The organism is Micromonospora sp. NPDC049060 (assembly GCF_040649055.1).
Lineage (GTDB): Bacteria > Actinomycetota > Actinomycetes > Mycobacteriales > Micromonosporaceae > Micromonospora > Micromonospora reichwaldensis.
The window spans coordinates 1-17,462 of the sequence record NZ_JBEZEV010000064.1; the positions used below are offsets into that span (position 1 = coordinate 1).

Annotated in this window: 15 protein-coding genes; 8 read left to right on the forward strand and 7 right to left on the reverse strand. The window is 74.0% G+C overall.

The window, feature by feature from the left end; all coding sequences use genetic code 11:
* Positions 1-123 precede the first annotated feature (123 nt).
* Positions 124-912 carry a bifunctional hydroxymethylpyrimidine kinase/phosphomethylpyrimidine kinase gene (thiD, locus tag AB0B83_RS21255; RefSeq protein WP_357579620.1) on the forward strand — a complete coding sequence of 263 codons (789 nt, stop codon included), beginning with the start codon at positions 124-126 and terminating at the stop codon, positions 910-912.
* Positions 913-929: 17 nt separating this feature from the next.
* Complete coding sequence (gene thiC / locus AB0B83_RS21260; RefSeq protein ID WP_357579621.1) at positions 930-2,522, forward strand: phosphomethylpyrimidine synthase ThiC; 1,593 nt, start codon at positions 930-932, stop codon at positions 2,520-2,522.
* A gap of 98 nt (positions 2,523-2,620) precedes the next feature.
* Here the strand turns inward: thiC and AB0B83_RS21265 are convergent, their stop codons facing one another.
* From AB0B83_RS21265 to AB0B83_RS21280, 4 genes are all read right to left on the reverse strand, one after another.
* Positions 2,621-5,209 (reverse strand): hypothetical protein, encoded by a 2,589-nt coding sequence (locus AB0B83_RS21265; RefSeq protein ID WP_357579622.1) that lies wholly within the window; start codon positions 5,207-5,209, stop codon positions 2,621-2,623.
* A gap of 76 nt (positions 5,210-5,285) precedes the next feature.
* Positions 5,286-5,588 carry a cupin gene (locus AB0B83_RS21270; protein ID WP_088998381.1) on the reverse strand — a complete coding sequence of 101 codons (303 nt, stop codon included), beginning with the start codon at positions 5,586-5,588 and terminating at the stop codon, positions 5,286-5,288.
* Entirely contained in the window at positions 5,585-6,535 is a 951-nt protein-coding gene (locus AB0B83_RS21275; protein WP_357579642.1) for an LLM class F420-dependent oxidoreductase, read from the reverse strand. The genes AB0B83_RS21270 and AB0B83_RS21275 overlap by 4 nt, the downstream gene beginning before the upstream one ends.
* A gap of 2 nt (positions 6,536-6,537) precedes the next feature.
* Complete coding sequence (locus tag AB0B83_RS21280) at positions 6,538-7,323, reverse strand: ABC transporter ATP-binding protein (protein ID WP_357579623.1); 786 nt, start codon at positions 7,321-7,323, stop codon at positions 6,538-6,540.
* 265 nt (positions 7,324-7,588) lie between these two features.
* Between AB0B83_RS21280 and AB0B83_RS21285 the strand changes: the two genes are divergently transcribed.
* The gene (locus AB0B83_RS21285; protein ID WP_357579624.1) at positions 7,589-8,620 is read left to right on the forward strand and encodes an ABC transporter substrate-binding protein; all 1,032 of its coding nucleotides are present in this window, start codon (positions 7,589-7,591) and stop codon (positions 8,618-8,620) included.
* 99 nt (positions 8,621-8,719) lie between these two features.
* Positions 8,720-9,565: an ABC transporter permease gene (locus AB0B83_RS21290; RefSeq protein ID WP_357579625.1), complete on the forward strand. Its 846-nt coding sequence runs from the start codon at positions 8,720-8,722 to the stop codon at positions 9,563-9,565.
* Between the two features lie 109 nt (positions 9,566-9,674).
* Here AB0B83_RS21290 and AB0B83_RS21295 read toward each other — a convergent pair whose 3' ends face one another.
* Positions 9,675-10,856, reverse strand: a complete 1,182-nt coding sequence (locus AB0B83_RS21295; RefSeq protein ID WP_357579626.1) for an ABC transporter substrate-binding protein — start codon at positions 10,854-10,856, stop codon at positions 9,675-9,677.
* Positions 10,857-11,301: 445 nt separating this feature from the next.
* Here AB0B83_RS21295 and AB0B83_RS21300 point away from each other — a divergent pair, with 445 nt between their 5' ends.
* The 4 genes from AB0B83_RS21300 to AB0B83_RS21315 all read left to right on the forward strand — a co-directional run bounded on the left by AB0B83_RS21300 (position 11,302) and on the right by AB0B83_RS21315 (position 15,963).
* Complete coding sequence (locus AB0B83_RS21300) at positions 11,302-14,502, forward strand: sensor histidine kinase (protein ID WP_357579627.1); 3,201 nt, start codon at positions 11,302-11,304, stop codon at positions 14,500-14,502.
* Positions 14,499-14,906 carry a roadblock/LC7 domain-containing protein gene (locus tag AB0B83_RS21305; protein ID WP_067359650.1) on the forward strand — a complete coding sequence of 136 codons (408 nt, stop codon included), beginning with the start codon at positions 14,499-14,501 and terminating at the stop codon, positions 14,904-14,906. The genes AB0B83_RS21300 and AB0B83_RS21305 overlap by 4 nt, the downstream gene beginning before the upstream one ends.
* 87 nt (positions 14,907-14,993) lie before the next feature.
* Positions 14,994-15,359: a DUF742 domain-containing protein gene (locus AB0B83_RS21310; RefSeq protein WP_088998388.1), complete on the forward strand. Its 366-nt coding sequence runs from the start codon at positions 14,994-14,996 to the stop codon at positions 15,357-15,359.
* The gene (locus AB0B83_RS21315; RefSeq protein WP_088998389.1) at positions 15,340-15,963 is read left to right on the forward strand and encodes an ATP/GTP-binding protein; all 624 of its coding nucleotides are present in this window, start codon (positions 15,340-15,342) and stop codon (positions 15,961-15,963) included. The genes AB0B83_RS21310 and AB0B83_RS21315 overlap by 20 nt, the downstream gene beginning before the upstream one ends.
* 28 nt (positions 15,964-15,991) lie before the next feature.
* Here the strand turns inward: AB0B83_RS21315 and AB0B83_RS21320 are convergent, their stop codons facing one another.
* Positions 15,992-17,080: a uroporphyrinogen-III synthase gene (locus tag AB0B83_RS21320; RefSeq protein WP_311410805.1), complete on the reverse strand. Its 1,089-nt coding sequence runs from the start codon at positions 17,078-17,080 to the stop codon at positions 15,992-15,994.
* Positions 17,081-17,425 (reverse strand): nitrite reductase small subunit NirD, encoded by a 345-nt coding sequence (gene nirD / locus AB0B83_RS21325; protein WP_357579643.1) that lies wholly within the window; start codon positions 17,423-17,425, stop codon positions 17,081-17,083.
* Positions 17,426-17,462: the final 37 nt, after the last annotated feature.

The window sequence follows — 17,462 nt, forward strand, 5'->3', positions numbered from 1 at the left end:
GGTGCAGCGGCTCGCCGCGCTCGGCGCGACCGCCCGGAGTGGGCACGGTCGGCCGCAGCCCTCAACCGCGACGACCACGCAGGCCCGGCGCGAGATCCCGTACGCCATCACGGAAGAGGAACGATGACCCCGACGACCGTGCTCACCATCGCCGGCTCCGACTCCGGCGCCGGTGCCGGCATCCAGGCCGACCTGAAGGTCTTCGCGGCCCTCGGCGCGTACGGCACCAGCGTGCTCACCGCGGTCACCGCGCAGAACACGAGGGGCGTCGACGCCGTGCTGCCCCTGCCGCCGCGCACCGTCACCGAGCAGCTCGACAGCGTGCTCGCCGACTTCACCGTCCGCGCCGTGAAGACGGGGGTGCTCGGCACCCCGGCGGTCGCCGACGCGGTGGCGGACGCCGCCAGGGACGGCCGGCTGCCGCACCTCGTCGTCGACCCGGTGCTCGTCGCCACCAGCGGGCACCGGCTGGGCGTGGTCGCCGCCGTGGAGCGGCTGTTGCCGTACGCGCAGGTGGCGACGCCGAACTGCGCGGAGGCCGCGGCCATCACCGGACGCCCGGTGACCACGGTCGAGGAGATGGTGGCCGCCGCCGAGGCCCTGGCGGCCGGAGGGCCGGCGCACGTGGTGGTGACCGGCGGCGACGTGGACGCCGACGGTGAGGCGGTCGACGTGCTGCACGGCGGCGGCGTCACCACCCTGCTGCGCGCGCCGCGGGTCGACACCCGGCACAACCACGGCACCGGGTGCTCGTTCTCGGCCGCGATCGCGGTCCGGCTGGCGCTCGGCGACGAGGTGCCGACGGCGGTCGCCGCCGCCAAGGAGTACGTCCTCCGCGCGCTGACCGGCGCGCGGCACTGGGAGCTGGGCGCGGGACGCGGCCCGCTGGACCACTTCGGCTGGTCCGCTTGATCACCAGGGAGGCTGTCATGCAGGCACGTCGCAAGGTGTACGTGGAGGGGTCCCGACCGGACGTGCGGGTGCCGTTCGCCGAGGTGGAGCTGGCCGGTGACAACCCGCCGCTGCGGCTCTACGACACCTCCGGCCCCGGCTCCGATCCGGAGGTCGGGCTGCCGCCGCTGCGTGCGGCATGGATCGCCGAGCGCGGCGACGTCGCACCGGTGCGGGGCGCGGGCACCCCGCTCGCGGGCGCGGACGGCCGCCGCCCCACCCAGCTCGCGTACGCGCGGGCGGGCGTGGTGACGCCGGAGATGGAGTTCGTGGCGGTGCGGGAGGGGATGGCGCCGGAGTTCGTCCGGGACGAGATCGCCGCCGGGCGGGCCGTGCTGCCGCTCAACGTCAACCATCCCGAGTGCGAGCCGGCCATCATCGGCAAGGCGTTCCTGGTGAAGGTGAACGCCAACATCGGTACCTCGGCGGTCTCCTCCTCGGTGGCGGAGGAGGTGGAGAAGCTGACCTGGGCGACCCGGTGGGGCGCGGACACCGTGATGGACCTGTCGACGGGTAAGCGGATCCACGAGACCCGCGAGGCGATCGTGCGCAACTCGCCGGTGCCGATCGGGACCGTGCCGATCTACCAGGCGCTGGAGAAGGTCGGCGGCGATCCGGTGAAGCTGAGCTGGGAGGTGTTCCGGGAGACCGTTGTCGAGCAGGCCGAGCAGGGCGTCGACTACATGACGGTGCACGCCGGGGTGCTGCTGCCGTACGTGCCGCTGGCGGTGGACCGGGTGACCGGGATCGTGTCGCGGGGCGGCTCGATCATGGCGGCCTGGTGCCTGGCACACCACGAGGAGAACTTCCTCTACACGAACTTCGCCGAGCTGTGTGCGCTGCTCGCGCGCTACGACGTGACGTTCTCGCTCGGCGACGGGCTGCGCCCCGGCTCGATCGCGGACGCCAACGACGAGGCGCAGTTCGCCGAGCTGCGCACCCTGGGCGAGCTGACGAAGATCGCCTGGGAACACGACGTGCAGGTGATGATCGAGGGCCCCGGCCACGTGCCGATGCACAAGATCAAGGAGAACGTGGACCTCCAGCAGGAGTGGTGCCACGAGGCGCCGTTCTACACCCTCGGCCCGCTGACCACCGACATCGCCCCCGCGTACGACCACATCACGTCGGCGATCGGCGCGGCGATGATCGGCATGTTCGGCACCGCGATGCTCTGCTATGTGACCCCGAAGGAGCACCTGGGGCTGCCGGACCGCGACGACGTGAAGGCCGGCGTGATCGCGTACAAGATCGCGGCGCACGCGGCCGACCTGGCCAAGGGGCACCCGGGCGCGCAGGCGTGGGACGACGCGCTCTCCAGGGCGCGGTTCGAGTTCCGCTGGGAGGACCAGTTCAACCTGTCGCTGGACCCGGAGACCGCGCGCTCGTACCACGACGCGACCCTGCCGGCGGAGCCGGCGAAGACCGCCCACTTCTGCTCGATGTGCGGCCCGAAGTTCTGCTCAATGAAGATCACCCAGGAGCTGAAGGAGTACGCGGCGCGCGGCATGCAGGACAAGTCGGAGGAGTTCCTCTCCTCCGGCGGCCGGGTCTACCTGCCGCTCGCCTGAGCGGCGCGACCGCGCGTCCGACGACGACGCCCGTCCCCGCCGCCGTTCGACAGAAGGGGCGGGCGTCACCCCGGGCGGGGCGGGGGTCGCCGGGTCGGTCAGTCGCGGTGGTGGCGACCGGTGGAGCGCAACGACCGCCGACCGCTCTCCTGCTCGGGTTCGTTGTCGGGGACCGGCTTGCTGAGGCCGGTGACCCAGTCCACGTACTCCTCGTCCTGCGCCGCCAGCGGCTCGGGCCCCCGGTCGGCCGGGGCGTCCTCGGCCCGGGGCCGGTTGCGGCGGAACAGACCCAGCCGGCCCCGGCCCCGTTCGGTGGGCTGCTCGGCCTCGGCGGGAGCCGGGGAGCCGGGCGCTGGCGCCTCCGTCCGGGCGGTGGGGATGCCGTTCTCCGGCGCGGCGTCGACGGGCGCCGGGACAGGACCGCCCCGGCGTGCGGTGGCGAGCGCCTCCCAGTTCGCGGCCCGGGCCAGGTCGGGCATCGGGGCCCGGTGGCGGGGCCGGGGCGTCGAATCGGGGGCGGGTTCTGTGGCCGGCTGTGCCGCCTCGGCGGCGCCGTCGGCCCGAGGCCGGGGCGAGACGGGCCAGGCCGGGGCGGGCGGGGGCGCGGTGCCGGCGTCCGGCTCGACGGCCCGGCCGGAAGCCGCCTCGCCGTCCGCCGCGAAGAGCGGCACCGCGCGAGGGCCGCTGTCGTCCGGCCCCGGTACGCCGGAACCCGCGGCGGCAGTGCTGCCGGGCGCGGCGTCGGCCGCGGCACCGAACTCGGGACCGGTCGTGCTGCTGGGCTCGGCCCCGGCCGTGGTGCCGGACCCGGACCCGGACCCGGTCGTAGTGCCGGACCCGAACCCGGTCGTGGTGCCGGACCTGGCCTCGGTCGTGGTGCCGGACTCGGACCCGATGGTGGTGCCGGGCTCGGACCCGGCCGTGTTGTCGGGCGCGGGGCCGGTCGCGGTGTCGGTCGCGGGGCCGGTCGCGGGGCCGGTCGCGGTGTCGGTCGCGGTGTCGGGCCCGGTGCCGGCCGGGGCACCGGGCTGGGGGCTGGTCGTCGTGCCGGGTGCGGTAGTGCTGGGCGCGGCGGAGGCGTCCGGGGATGGCGACGACATCGCCGCGCCGGGCGCGGTGGCGCCGGTCTCGGGGGCGCCCGTGGCGACGGGTCCCGGGCCAGCACCCTCCGGTGCCGCCGGGGCGGCGGGCTGGCGCGTCGAGCGGGGCTTACGGGTGCGGCGGGGCTTGGGCGCGTTCGGGGCGACCCGCTGGCCGGCGACCGCCTCCGCCGGCTGCCCTGCGGGTGCGGGTCCCTCGGCCGGCTGTGCTGGTCCCTCTGCCGGCTGTCCTGCGGGAGTCGCTGCTCCGGCCGGCTGTCCTGCGGGCGCCGCAACCCCGACCGGCTGAGCCGCAGTCGTCGCCCCTCCGGTCGACCGTGCGGCGGCCGTCATCTCCCCGGCGGGCTGCGCGTCGGGCGTCGTCTTCCCGGCCGGCGGCGCCTCGTCGGTGACCAGTGCGGCCGGGACGATCGGGGTTGCTGGGACGCTCGATGCCAGCGGCGCGACCGGGGCAGCCGGTGTCACCGGTGCGGCCGGGACGGTTCCTCCGTCGGCGGGCCAGTCCCAGTGCGGGGGCACCGCCCGGGGCACCGGGCCGTCGCCGGTGGCGGCGGTGACCGCGCCGGAGCCCGTACCGCCGCCGGCCTGGTCGGCGACGACCAGGCTGCCGCCGGCCAGGTCGACCGTCTCCGGCTCGTCGCTGTTGGTGGGCGCCTGGGTATGCGGCAGGGCCGGACCGGTGGGCAGCGGCCGGAGGATGTCGGTCGGCTCGATGGCCCCGGTGGGGGCGGTGCGCGTGACGAGCGGCCAGCGCAGCAGCGCGGCCGCGGCCGACCCGAGCGCGCCGACGGCCACCGCGAGCAGCGCCGCGTAGTACGGCGTGAGTTGGTAGCGGTCGGCGGTGTCGCCCGGACCGGCGGTCAGGTAGGCGAACGCGACCAGCGCCGGTCCCGCCACCCCCGTCGCGCCGCTGACCAGCGGCGGGTGGCCCCGCCACCGGGCCAGCCCGCCGGTCGCCGCGCCGGCCAGCAGCGCCACCAGCGGCAGGACCACCAGGGCCAGCCTCTGCACCGCGCCGGCGTCGAGCGACGCCGGCTCCAGCACCCCCAGTCGTACGGTGTCCAGCGGGCCGGTCGAGACCAGCGACGGGGCCACCGAGACCAGGGCCAGCAGCCAGACCGCGCCCGCGATCGCCGCCACGTTCCATCCCACCGGCGGCTGGAGCAGGACGGCGACGGCGGCGCCCGCACCCACCAGCGCACCGAGGACCGCGCAGATGCCGACGGCCCAGACCGGGTCCATCGAGACGAGTTCGGCCGCCCGGGCCGGCTGCATGCAGAGCGGCGCGACGACGGTGGCGCCCAGCGCGGCGGCGCCGGCGACGGCGAGCAGGCGCCCGGTGCCGGCCAGCCCACCGTCCCTGCGGGCCAGGCGCTCGGTGAGCACCGCGCCCACCACGGCGGCGTTCGCCGCGAACCAGCCCGCCCAGACGAGCTGGGCCGGCCACTGGTTGACGGTGGCGCCGGTGAAGGTGCCGGAGAGCCGGACGATGCCGAAGCCGAAGGCGATGCCGAGCTGACCGGCCCCGGCCAGCAGGCTCACCCCGAGCGCGGTGAGCAGCAGTCTGCCCCAGGTCCGAAAGGCCATGTCCGGCACGTTACGCACCTGTTGACCAGGCCGCCACCGGCGCGCCGCGAGCGGGGGGCGACCCGCCGGCCGGCGGTTACTTCAGTTCGACCAGCCGGGCCAGGTACGTCGTGTCGCCCACGTTGGTCAGCATGTGCACGGCGCCCGGATCCCGGTAGACCACCCCGCCGGTCGGCTCGTCGGCGTCGATGAGGGTGCCGTCGATCGTCTGTACGACGTTCTTCGCGCCCTGGATCGCCACCACGAGGTACGGGTGGTCGTGCCGGTGCAGCGGCTGCCGTTCGCCCGGCTCCAGCCGGATGTGCCAGACGCGGACGCGGTCGTTCTCGTACACGATCTCCTGGCCCACCGGGCCGAGTTCGAGGTGTGCGTCGGTCATCGGGTTCCGTCCAGTCGGGGGAGCACCTCGGCGGCGATGAGCTCCAGGTGGTCGAGGTCGGCGAAGTCGATCAGGCGCAGGTGCACCCGGGTGGCGCCGACGGCGGCGAACTCGCCGATCCGGTCGACGAGCTGCGCGGGCGAGCCGACCACCGCGTCCTCCGGCGGCAGCGCGCTCGTGACGTGCAGCGGGGCGGCGCGGCGCTGCGCCTCGGCGTCGGTGCGGCCGATCGCCACGACGATGCCGGCGGAGAGGGTGAGCGGGCCGCGTTCCGACTCGGCCCGGCCGGCCCGGTCGCAGGCCTCCCGTACCCGCTCGTACGCGGCGGCGGTCTCCGCGACCGTCTTGAACGGCATGTTGAACTCGTCGGCGTACCGGGCGGCGAGGTCGGGGGTGCGTTTCGGGCCGCGTCCGCCCACGATGACCGGTGGGCCGGGCACCTGCACCGGCTTCGGCAGGGCGGGCGCGTCCACCAGTCGGTAGTGGTCGCCGGTGAAGCTGTACGTCTCGCCCGGGGGCGTCCGCCACAGCCCGGTGATGATCTCCAACTGCTCGGTCAGCCGGTCGAAGCGCTCGCCGACGCCGGGGAACGGGATGCCGTAGGAGGTGTGCTCGCGTTCGTACCAGCCGGCGCCGATGCCGAGGTCGACCCGGCCGCCGCTCATCTGGTCCACCTGGGCCACCATCACGGCCAGCGGGCCGGGCAGTCGGAAGGTGGCGGAGGTGACCAGTGTGCCGAGCCGGATCCGGCTGGTCTCGCGGGCCAGCGCGGCCAGTGTCAGCCAGGCGTCGGTCGGGCCGGGCGGCGCGGGCTCGTCACCCATCGCCTGGTAGTGGTCGGCGCGGAGGAAGCCCTCGAAGCCGCCGTCCTCGGCCAGCCGGGCGAAGCGGAGCTGGTCGTCGTAGCTGGCGCCCCGGTGCGGCTCGGTGAAGACGGTGACCCGCATGCTCATCGTGTTTCCGCGCCGGCTGTCACCGGCAGATCCCGCTCCATGAGGAGTTCGTGCAGGTCGGCGCTGACCCGGGCGACGTCCGCCAGGTGCGCGTTGCGGCCGAGGGTGCGCGGTCGCGGGATGTTCACGTCGACCACCTTGCGGATCCGGCCGGGGCGGGGGCTGAGTACGACCACCCGGTCGGCCAGCAGCACCGCCTCGTCGATCGAGTGGGTGACGAAGACGACGGTGGCCCCGGACGTCATGTGCACGCGCTGCAACTCGCCGGAGAGTTCCTCGCGGGTGAGCGCGTCGAGCGCGGAGAACGGCTCGTCCATCAGCATCACCCGGGGCTCGCCGATCAGCGACCGGCACAGCGAGACCCGCTGCTGCATGCCGCCGGAGAGTTCGTGCGGCAGCCGCTTCTCGAAGCCGCCGAGCCCGGCGAGTTCCAGCAGTTGCCGGGCCCGGTCGCGGTGCTTGGCCCGCTTCCAGCCGAACATCTCGACCGGGAGCAGGACGTTGTCCAGGACGGTGCGCCAGGGGAGCAGGGCCGGCCGCTGGAAGAGCATCGCGATGTCCGGGCGGGGCTTGGTGATCGGCGCACCGGCCACGGTGATCCCGCCCTCGCTGACCGGGAGCAGGCCGGCGATCAGACGCAGCATCGTGGACTTGCCGCAACCGGAACGGCCGAGTATGGCGACGAACTCGCCCGCCGCCACGTCGAGGTCGATGCCGCGCAGCGCCTCGACCCGGCCGCTGCGGCCGTCGAAGGTGCGGGACACCCCGGAAAGCTTGATCATCTCCGGCGGACCTCCTGAGTCGGCGATCAGCGATCGCGGCCCAGGGTAACCGCCCGGTGTGGACGAGACGACGTCCGGGGTGGAAGCGAGGATTTTTCCGTAACGAAACCCATACGCCGGGCATTGTCAGGGCCGGTTTCTCGTACGCTGTGCCAGCTAAGAGTCCCCTCACGACGGTTTGCCGGCCCAACCCCTCGGCCGGCCCGCCAGACAACCCCCTCCGGCGGCGGCGTGCCGCTCCGGTCGGAAAGGACATGGTGCACTGATGAGAAGGCTGACCCGTACGGTCGCTGCCGCTGCGCTGGCCACCGCCCTCGCCCTGGTCTCCGGGTGCAGCGGCGACTCGGACTCCGGCGCCGACGCCAAGGGCGGCAACGGCGCGGCGTTGGAGAAGGTGACCTACCTCACCTCGTTCGGCAACTTCGGCCGTGACTCCTACGCCTGGGTCGCTAAGGAGAAGGGCTTCTTCAAGGAGGCCGGGTTCGACGTCGACATCAAGCCGGGTCAGGGCACAGGCGCGGTGATCCAGCAGGTCGTCGGCGGGCAGGCCCAGTTCGGCCCGATCGACCTCACCGGCGGTCTGCTCCAGCTCGGTGGCGGCCAGGTCAAGGACTTCGTCGCGGTCGCGGCGATCCAGCAGCGCACCATGGCCGCCATCGCCACCGTCGAGGGCAAGGGCATCGCGTCGCCCAAGGACCTGGAGGGCAAGAAGCTCGCCGACACCGAGGGCTCCGTCGTACGAAACCTCTTCCCGACGTACGCCCGGATGGCCGGCGTGGACGCCAGCAAGGTGACCTGGGTGCCCGGCCAGGCGCAGGCCCTGATGGGCATGCTCGGCTCCGGCACGGTGGACGGCATCGGCCAGTTCGTCGTCGGCCAGCCCACGATCGAGACGGTGACCAAGCAGAAGGCCGTCATGCTGCCCTACAGCAACGTGATGCAGGACCTCTACGGCAACGTGCTGATCACCTCCTCCAAGATCGCCAAGGAGAAGCCGGAGATGGTCAAGCGGTTCACCGGGGCCTTGTTGAAGGGCCTGGACTACGCGCTGACCAACCCGCAGGAGGCGGGCGAGCTGCTGAAGAAGAACGTCGACGCCGCCAACCCCGCCGCGGCCGCCGCCGAGCTCCAGCTCATGGCCGGCTACGTGCGCTCCAACAACTCCGGCACCCAGCTCGGCACCCTGGACAGCGGCCGGGTCGCCAAGAGCATCGCGATCCTGCAGGGCGCCGGCGCGCTCAAGCAGAACATCACCCCCGACCAGATCATCGACTTCAGCCTCGCGCCGAAGGCCTGACAGCCGCCCACCGTGGCACGGGGGTGCGGTCGACCGGGGCGACCCGGTGGACCGCACCCCCCGTCGCGTGCCGGCCCGGCCGGCAGGAGAGGAGAATCCGTGACGGAGACGACCGGTACCCGGTCCGTCCGCACCGGGACGGAGCCCGCGCCCCGGCCCGCGGCCCCGCGCCGCTCCGGCGTACGCCCGGGGGCCGTCGGGCTGCCGCTGCTCGGCGCGGTGATCACGCTGGCCGCCTGGTGGCTGGTCACGTCGGGCCTGCAACTGGTGCACCCGGTGTCGCTGCCCCCGCCGCAGGCGGTGTGGAAGGCGCTGGTCGCGGGCGCCGACGTGCTGATGCCGGCGCTGGGCGTCACCACCACGATGACGGTGGTCGGCTTCCTGCTGTCGGCGGTGGCCGGGGTGCTGATCGGGATGGCCCTGGCCGGATCCCGCCGCGTCGAGCGGATGTTCGCGCCGCTGCTGGTGGCGGTCAACGCGGTGCCGAAGATCGCCCTCGGGCCGCTGCTGGTGGTCTCGGTCGGCTGGGGTACGAAGCCGATCCTGACCATGGTGTTCCTGCTCTGCTTCTTCCCGGTCGTGCTCTCCACGGCGACCGGTCTCACCACCACCCCCAACGACCTGGCCGAGCTGGCCCGGTCGCTGAACGCCTCGTGGTGGCAGGCGTTCCGCAAGGTGCGCTTCCCCGCCGCGCTGCCGCAGATCTTCGTGGGGCTCAAGGTGGCGATGCCGCTGGCCGCGATCGGCGCGGTGATCGGCGAGTTCTACTCCGACAAGCCGGGGCTGGGCTACCAGATCCTGCAGTACAACGGCGTGGGGGACACCGCGACCGCCTGGGCGGCGATCGTGCTGATCGCGCTGATGAGCATCCTGCTCTACAGCGCACTGTCCCTGGTCGAGCGGCTCGCCCTGCCGTGGGTCCGCGCCACCACGTCGGCCCGCTGACCCGTCGCAACGGTCGATGGTGTGGCCCGCCGGGGTACGGCGGGCCACACCGACGCGCTGGTCCGACGCGGTCCCGTGCGTCGGATCCCGTCCACCACCGACCGGCCGGTCAGCCCGCGAGGCGCCAGCGCCCGTTGCGCGCGACCAGGGTGGTGAGGGCCTGCGGCATCAGGCCGGAGTGGTTGTCGGGGGTCATCCGGATCGGCCCGGAGAGACCGTCCAACTGGGTCGTCTCCAGCACGTTGCGGACGCCGTCGCGGTCGACCTCGCCGGGCTCGCCGCCCGAGCGGAGTTCGGCGTCGGCGATGAGCTGCACCGCGTCGGCCGCGAACGAGGAGGATCCGTTGTAGCCGCCGAAGCGGGCGGTGTAGTCCTGGAACCACTGGCGGCGGGCCGCCTTGGCCGGGGTGGTGGCGATGACGTCGTCGATCACCATGGTCTGGGTGAAGACCAGCGTGGTGCGTTCGGTCGCCGCGGACGCGGCGCCGAGGAAGAGGTCGCCGGCCGCCGTCGCGTCGAAGAAGAGTTCGCCCTTGAACTTGGCCTGCTGGGCGGCGGTGGCGGCCAGCGTCGCCTGCTCCGCCGGGGTCCAGACGACCAGCGCGTCCGGCTTCTTGTCGATCAGGTCCTTGACCGGCTTGGCGACGTCGGTGGCGGTGGTGCGCACGGCCTCCTCGCGCAGCAGCTTGACGCCGGCCTTCGCGAACTCGGCGCGCAGCGCGGTCAACCCCTCGCGGCCGTAGGCGTCGTCGCTGTGCAGCACGGCCGCCTTGCGGACGCCCTTGAGGCGCATCTCGCCGGCGAGGGCGGCGGCGCTGTCGGCCGCGTTCGGGGAAAGCTTGAACACGTACCGCCGTTCGGCGACCGGGGTGGAGACGGCGCTGGAGGCGGCGAGCGCAATGGTGGGAATTCGCTTCTCGTTGATGGTGCGGACGGCGCCGACGGCGCATTCGTTGCAGCCGCCCATGATGATGGCGCTGACTTGGGAATCAGCGCTGAAGTCACCGATGTTGCGCAGCGACTCGCTCGCGTCCGACCGGTTGTCCTTCACCCGCAGCTCGACCTTCCGGCCGTTGAGCGCGCCGGAGGAGTTCAGCTGCTCGACCTTCAGTTCCAGCGCCCGCTGGTACGCCTTGCCGACGGGCGCGGCAGCGCCGGAGAGCTCGAGGTCCGCGGCGATGACGATGGGACTCGTGTCCTGCTCGTCCGCCCCGAACTGGCAGCCGGTGAGCGTGGTGGCCAGCACGGCCGATGCGAGCGCCGCGGCGGTCGCGGAGCGGATGGGGCTCAACTCAGTCCTCCAGATGCGGCCCGGGCGGTACCCGGTCACCGCCGGGTTGTCCGTCCTCAGTAGAGGAACGGGATCGGTCTGCCGTACGGTGTGCGCGAAGCCTGCAAAACCTTGCCAACGCCGGGCCCCGCGGTCAAGCGGAGCCTCGGATGCGTTTCGGGACACGTATCCCACATGGTGGGGCAACGGGAAGTTTGCAAGCGCTTACTAATACGACACGGATGACCACTCTGGAGTTACATGCCCTGTTCACGGGCATGGAGAATTGAAGGTATTAGTTGACCGGATCACGGGATGCGAGCCCTCAGACCGTTTCCTACCCCGTCGCGACTTCCCAAACAGGATCAGTTCTGATGAAATCGCGGCCGTGCCGCGTGTGGCGCAGTCCGCTGCACCGGGCGCGAGTCGGCGGGGCAGGCGTGGAAGAAACGACGGAGGCGATGTCGTGAGCACCGGACCGACGACCCTGCCCGCGAGTGGCGACACCGAACAGCCCAAGCGGCGTCGGCTGCCCCGGCTCCGCGACGTGCGGATCCGCTCCAAGCTCGCCCTGATCCTGGTCGTGCCGGTCGCCGCGGTGCTCGCGTTGGCCACGGTCCGACTCGTCGCCGTCGGTGAGAACACCTTCGACGCCAACCAGGCCCGGGCACTGACGGCGCTCTCCATCGACGTCTCCGCGCTGACGCAGGACCTGCACGCCGAGCGGATGGCCGCTGCCGCCTTCCTGTCGACGCCGCAGCAGAAGGCCGACGCCTACAACCTGCGGGTGCGCAGCACCGACGAGCGGGTCGCGGCGTACCGGGCGGAGCGCGGACGGGTCGACCAGGTGCCGGCCGCCGTACGGGAGCGGCTGGCGACCATCGACGAGCACCTGGAGACGCTCGCCAGCACCCGGCAGGAGGTGCTGGACCGCCAGCAGATGGCGGTCGCCGAGGCGGCGCTGCGCTACGGGATCATCATCACGGACCTGGTCGCGTACGGCGACGGGCTGGCCCAGCTGCCCGGTGACGAGCGGCTCGCGGACGCCCGGCGCGCGGTCGCCGCGTTCGCCCGCGCCAAGGCGGCCGTCGCCGAGGAACAGGCGGTCGTCTACACCGCCCTCCTCTCCCGCCAGCTCGACGAGGAGCAGTTCTCCTCCTTCGTGGCCACGCTGACCAGCCAGCAGGAGGCGCTGGTCGCCTTCTCCCTGGCCGCCGACCCGACCCAGCGTGCCCTCGTCGACAGCACGGTCTCCGGCGACGCGGTGACCCTCGCCGACCGGGTGGCCGCCGACATCACCCGCTCGGTCGGGCAGGCCGCGCCGGTGACCGCCCAGGACGCCACCGCCGCCATCGGCGCGGTCAACGACCTCATGCGGTGGGCCGAGATCCGGCTCCAGGAGCGGCTGCTCAGCCAGGCCGACCAGGCCCGCTCGGACGTCATCCGGCAGGCCTTCATCGAGACCGGGCTGGTGCTGCTCACCCTCATCGTCGCCGTGACCCTCGCCGTGGTGCTGGCCCGCTCGCTCAACCACTCGCTGCGCCGGCTGCGGGAGGGCGCCCTCTCGGTGGCGAACCACGACCTGCCGGACGCGGTCAAGCGGCTGCAGAACGTCGGCAACGTCGGCGACGGCGGCGTCGAGGAGATCGTCCGGCAGGTACGCGACCCGATCCAGCTCAACAACCGCGACGAGGTGGGCCAGGTCGCGCTCGCCTTCAACGTCGTACACCGCGAGGCGGTCCGGGTGGCGGCCGAGCAGGCCGCGCTGCGTACCAGCGTCTCGGCGATGTTCCTCAACCTGGCCCGCCGCAGTCAGACCCTGGTCGACCGCATGATCGGCGAGCTGGACGCGATCGAGCGCGGCGAGGAGGACCCGAAGCGGCTCGCGCAGCTCTTCGAGCTGGACCACCTCGCCACCCGGATGCGCCGCAACGACGAGAACCTGCTCGTCCTGGCCGGCGCCGACTCGGCCGTGCCGCGCCGCGACGACGCCCTCCTGGTGGACGTGCTGCGGGCCGCGCAGTCCGAGGTGGAGCTCTACAACCGGATCGAGTTCGGCACCGTCGACACCGACATCTCGGTGGCGGCACACGCGGTCAACGACGTGGTGCGGCTCGTCGCCGAGCTGCTCGACAACGCCACCCGCTTCTCGCCGCCGACCACCACCGTGGTCGCCGACGCCCGACGGATCCGGGACTACGTCCTGATCCAGGTCGAGGACCGGGGCCTCGGCCTGACCGACGACCAGCTCGACTCGCTCAACCGGCGACTGGCCGCCCCGCCGAGCGTCGACGTCGCGGCGTTCCGGCTGATGGGTCTGGCCGTGGTCAGCCGGCTGGCCTCCCGCTACAGCATCCGCGTGGAGCTGCGCCGCAACGTGGAGGGCGGCACCGTCGCCCAGGTGACGCTCCCCGCCGCGACGGTGGTGCTGCCGCCCGTGCACAGCCGGGACCAGCAGATCACCCGCCCCCGGCAGCCGCTCGCGGTCGAGCAGAACCCGCTCACCCCGGCCGGCCTCGGCGAGCCGGCCGGCGCGGGGCGTACCGCCTCGGCCACCCTCACCGACCAGTGGCGGTCCGCCGCCCCGACGCCGTGGCAGGCCCCGGAGCAGGCGCGGGACACCGCGGCTCCGGTGCAGGCCGGCGGCCTGACGTCGCCGCCCCCGGCGGCACCCCCGGCCCGGCCGGCCTTCGCCGGCGGAGTCCCCTCGGTCGGTACGCCGACCGTCGCGTACCCCACGGTCGACGCGCTGCCCAAGCGCGTCCCCGGCGGGGACGCGCAAGCGCCGGGTGCGCCGGCCCTGCCGGTCGGCCCGATCGCCGGCTCGCCGGCCACCGGGCTGTCGGCGGGATTCGCCGGCTCCGCCCGGGAGACCGGCTTCGGCACCGACCCGGGCGCCGGCCGCGGCCTCGGGGCCGGCCTGGCCGCCACGGCCCCGCCCGCCCCCGCCGCGCCGATCACCCCGCGCGCCGAACTGCCGGCCGAGGCGCCGATCTTCCGGGAGATGGAGGCGGTGTGGTTCCGGTCGCACGGTAACGACGCCACGGCCATCTTCACCCGCCCCGACTTCAGCCAGTCGGCCGCGGCCCAGCAGGCCGCCGGGGCGCCCAGCGCCGCAGCACCCGCCGCCGGGACGCCGGCCGCCGCCCAGCCGGCACCGGCGCAGCCCCGCGCGCCCCGACTGCCCACGCGTACGCCGGGCAGCACCGACACCGCTCCGCTGCCCGTGCAGCCGGCACCGCCGGCGTACACGCCGCCGGCCGCGGCGCGACCCGCCACGCCGGACACACCCCCCGCCGCGCCTCCCGCGGCGCCCCCCGCCGCGCCTCCCGCGGCGCCCCCCGCCGCGCCGGTCGCGGACCCGCCCCCGGCGGCGCCCGCGTCCGACACGGACGCCTGGCGGACGGCGGCAGACGAGGGCTGGTCCCGGGCCAGCCGGGCGGCGGCCCCCGCCACCGCCGGCACCACCCGCTCGGGGCTGCCCAAGCGGCAGCCGCAGGCACAGCTCGTGCCCGGCGGGATCGAACCCCGGAGCGGCCGCGACCGCAGCCGGCGTACCCCGGACGAAGTTCGGGGCCTGTTGTCGGCCTACCACCGCGGCGTGCAGCGCGGCCGGGCGGCCGGCACGGACCAGGACAGCACCTCGACCAAGGAGACGAGTCGATGAACAGGCCAGCGGCCATGCAGGACATGAGTTGGTTGCTCACCAACTTCGCCGACAGCGTGGCGGGGATCGCCCACGTGGTGGCGGTGTCCGCCGACGGGCTGCTGCTCGCCTCCTCGCGGGACCTGCCCGCGGACCGGGCGGACCAGCTCGCGGCGATCACCTCGGGCGTGGTCAGCCTGACCGAGGGCGCCGCCCGGATGTTCAGCGCCGGCGGCGTGCTCCAGACGGTCATCGAGATGGACAGCGGCTACCTGTTCCTGATGTCGATCAGCGACGGCTCGTCGATGGCCGTGCTGGCGGCCCGCAGCTGCGACGTCGGTCAGGTGGGTTACGAGATGGCGCTGCTGGTCGAGCGCGTGGGTGCGGCCCTGGTGCCGCTGCCCCGGGACGCGGTGCGGTCCTAGCGGGCGCGACGCGCGGACCGTGCGTCGCAGGAACGAGAGGATCCGGTGCCCGACCAGGGGCCCGGCCGGGAGAGGAGGTGATCGTCGATGGACCAACGGCGCGTGGACCCACGTGGTGCGCTGGTACGGCCGTACGCGGTCACCCGCGGCCGGACCGAGGCCCGAATGGACATCGCCCTGGAGGCGGTCCTGACGGCCAGCGCGACCCAGGCTGCGGAGGCCCGCTTCGCGGGGCACGACAAGCACCGCATCGCCACCGTTTGTGAGGGCCGGGCGCAGTCGCTGGCCGAGATCTCCGCGTACACCCGGATGCCGCTGGGCGTCACCCGGGTGCTGGTCGCCGACATGGTGGCCGAGAGCCTGCTGACGCTACACACTGCCGCTCCCGCCGAGGGGTTCGAGGAGCGGATGGAAATCCTTGGAAGGGTGCTAAGTGGACTTCGCAGGCTATGACCCCGCCGGGGCCCGCCGAAACCGGGGAATCATCTCCGCGAAGATCGTGGTCGCGGGTGGCTTCGGCGTGGGCAAGACGACCCTGGTCGGCGCGATCTCGGAGATCACCCCGCTGAGAACCGAGGCGGTGATGACCGCGGCCGGTGTCGGCATCGACGACCCGTCCAAGGTGCCGGGGAAGCAGACCACCACGGTCGCCATGGACTTCGGCCGGATCACCATGGCCGAGGACCTGATCCTGTACCTCTTCGGCACGCCCGGCCAGACCCGGTTCTGGTTCATGTGGGACGAGATCATCAAGGGCGCCGTGGGGGCGGCCGTGCTGGTGGACACCCGCCGGATCACCGACGCCTTCGCGCCGCTGGACTACTTCGAGAACCGCCGGCTGCCGTACGTCGTGGCGTTGAACCGTTTCGACGGCGCGCCGCAGTACGAGCTGGAGGAGGTCCGCGAGGCGCTGGCCATCTCGCCGGACGTGCCGTTGGTGCTGACCGACGCCCGGCACCGGGACGCGGTCAAGCAGGTGCTGGTGACCGTCGTGGAGCACGCCATGCTCCGCCTCGAGGCCGAGCACGGCCGGGGCTACCCGGCACCGGTCGGCTGATCGGGACGGCTCCCGCCTCCGGGTCGCGTCAGTCGACCCGGAGGCGGTAGCCGCGCTTGACGACCGTCTGCACCACCCGGGGCGCGCGCAACCCGGCGCGCAGCCGGGCCACCGCCATCTCCACGGCGTGCTCGTCGGCGCCGCGCGGCAGCGTACGCAGCAGGGCGGTCCGGGACAGCACCCGACCCGGCGAGCCGCACAGCGCCCGCAGCACCGCCATCGGCGCCGGCGCGAGCGGACGCAGTTCGCCGTCGACCACGGCGGCGTGCCCGCGCAGCGTGAGCAGGTGACCGGCCACCTTCAGGGTGACCGTCCGGCGCGGCAGTTCGTCGACGATGGTCCGCACGAGGGCACCCAGCCGGGCCCGTGCCGGCGCGCTCACCGGCACCCCGCGCCGCAGCAGCGGCTCCGCGGTGACCGCGCCCACGCAACTGGCGAGCACGTCGCCCCGGAACGCGTCCAGCACGGCCTCGGAGCGGTCCCCGGCGGCGCGCAGCAGCGCCTCGGCCGCCGGGGCGGAGGTGAAGGTGACCGCGTCGACCAGCCGGCCGGCGACCAGGTCGATCAGCCGGTGCAGCGGGGCCGGGTCGGTCGGCGGCGCCCAGCGGTAGACGGGCACCTCGATCACGGTGGCGCCGGCCGCCTCCAGCGCCAGCGTGCACTCGGGCTGCCGCTCGCCGTGCAGTTGCATGGCGACGACCTGCCCGGCCACGCCGCGCCGGCACAGGTGCTCGATCACCTCGTCGCAGCTCTCCGAGTCGGGTGACCACTGGTCGTGCAGGCCGGCGGCCCGGATGGCCCCGCGCGCCTTGGGTCCCCGGGCCACCACGTACGCGTCCGCCAGCACGGCGCGCAGCGGCTCGGCCAGCCCCCAGCCCTCGGCCGCCTCCAACCAGCCGCGCATGCCGATGCCGGTGTTGGCCATCAGGACGTCCGGTGGCCGGTCCAGGCAGGCCCGGGTGGCCTCCCGCAGGTCGGTGTCGTCGGCCAGCGGCACGATCCGCAGGGCCGGGGCGATCACCACCCGGGCGCCGCGCCGCTGGAGCAGCGCGGCGAGTTCGTCCCGCCGGCGGTCGGCGGTCACCCCGATGGTGAAGCCCGCCAGTTCGTCGCGCATTCACTCCTCCTGTCGCAGCCGCACCTCGACCAGGCCGTCCCGGCAGCGCACGTCGTGCCGGGACGCGGCGACGCCGGGCAGGTCCAGGCAGACCCCGGTGCGCAGGTCGTACACCTGCTTGTGCAGGGGCGAGGCGACCGTCGGCACCCCGCCCCGGCTGCCGACGATCCCCCGCGACAGCACGTACGCCCCGGCGACCGGGTCGCGGTTGTCGAGGGCGAACAGCCCGTCGGCGGTGCGGAAGAGGGCCACCTGCACGCCGTCGACGAGCGCGGCGACGCCCCGGTCGGGGTCCAGCCGGTCGAGCGGGCAGACCGGCGTCCAGGTACGCGTCGGGCTGGGCATCGTGATGGTCATCGCCGTACCTCCGGCAGTCGGGGCG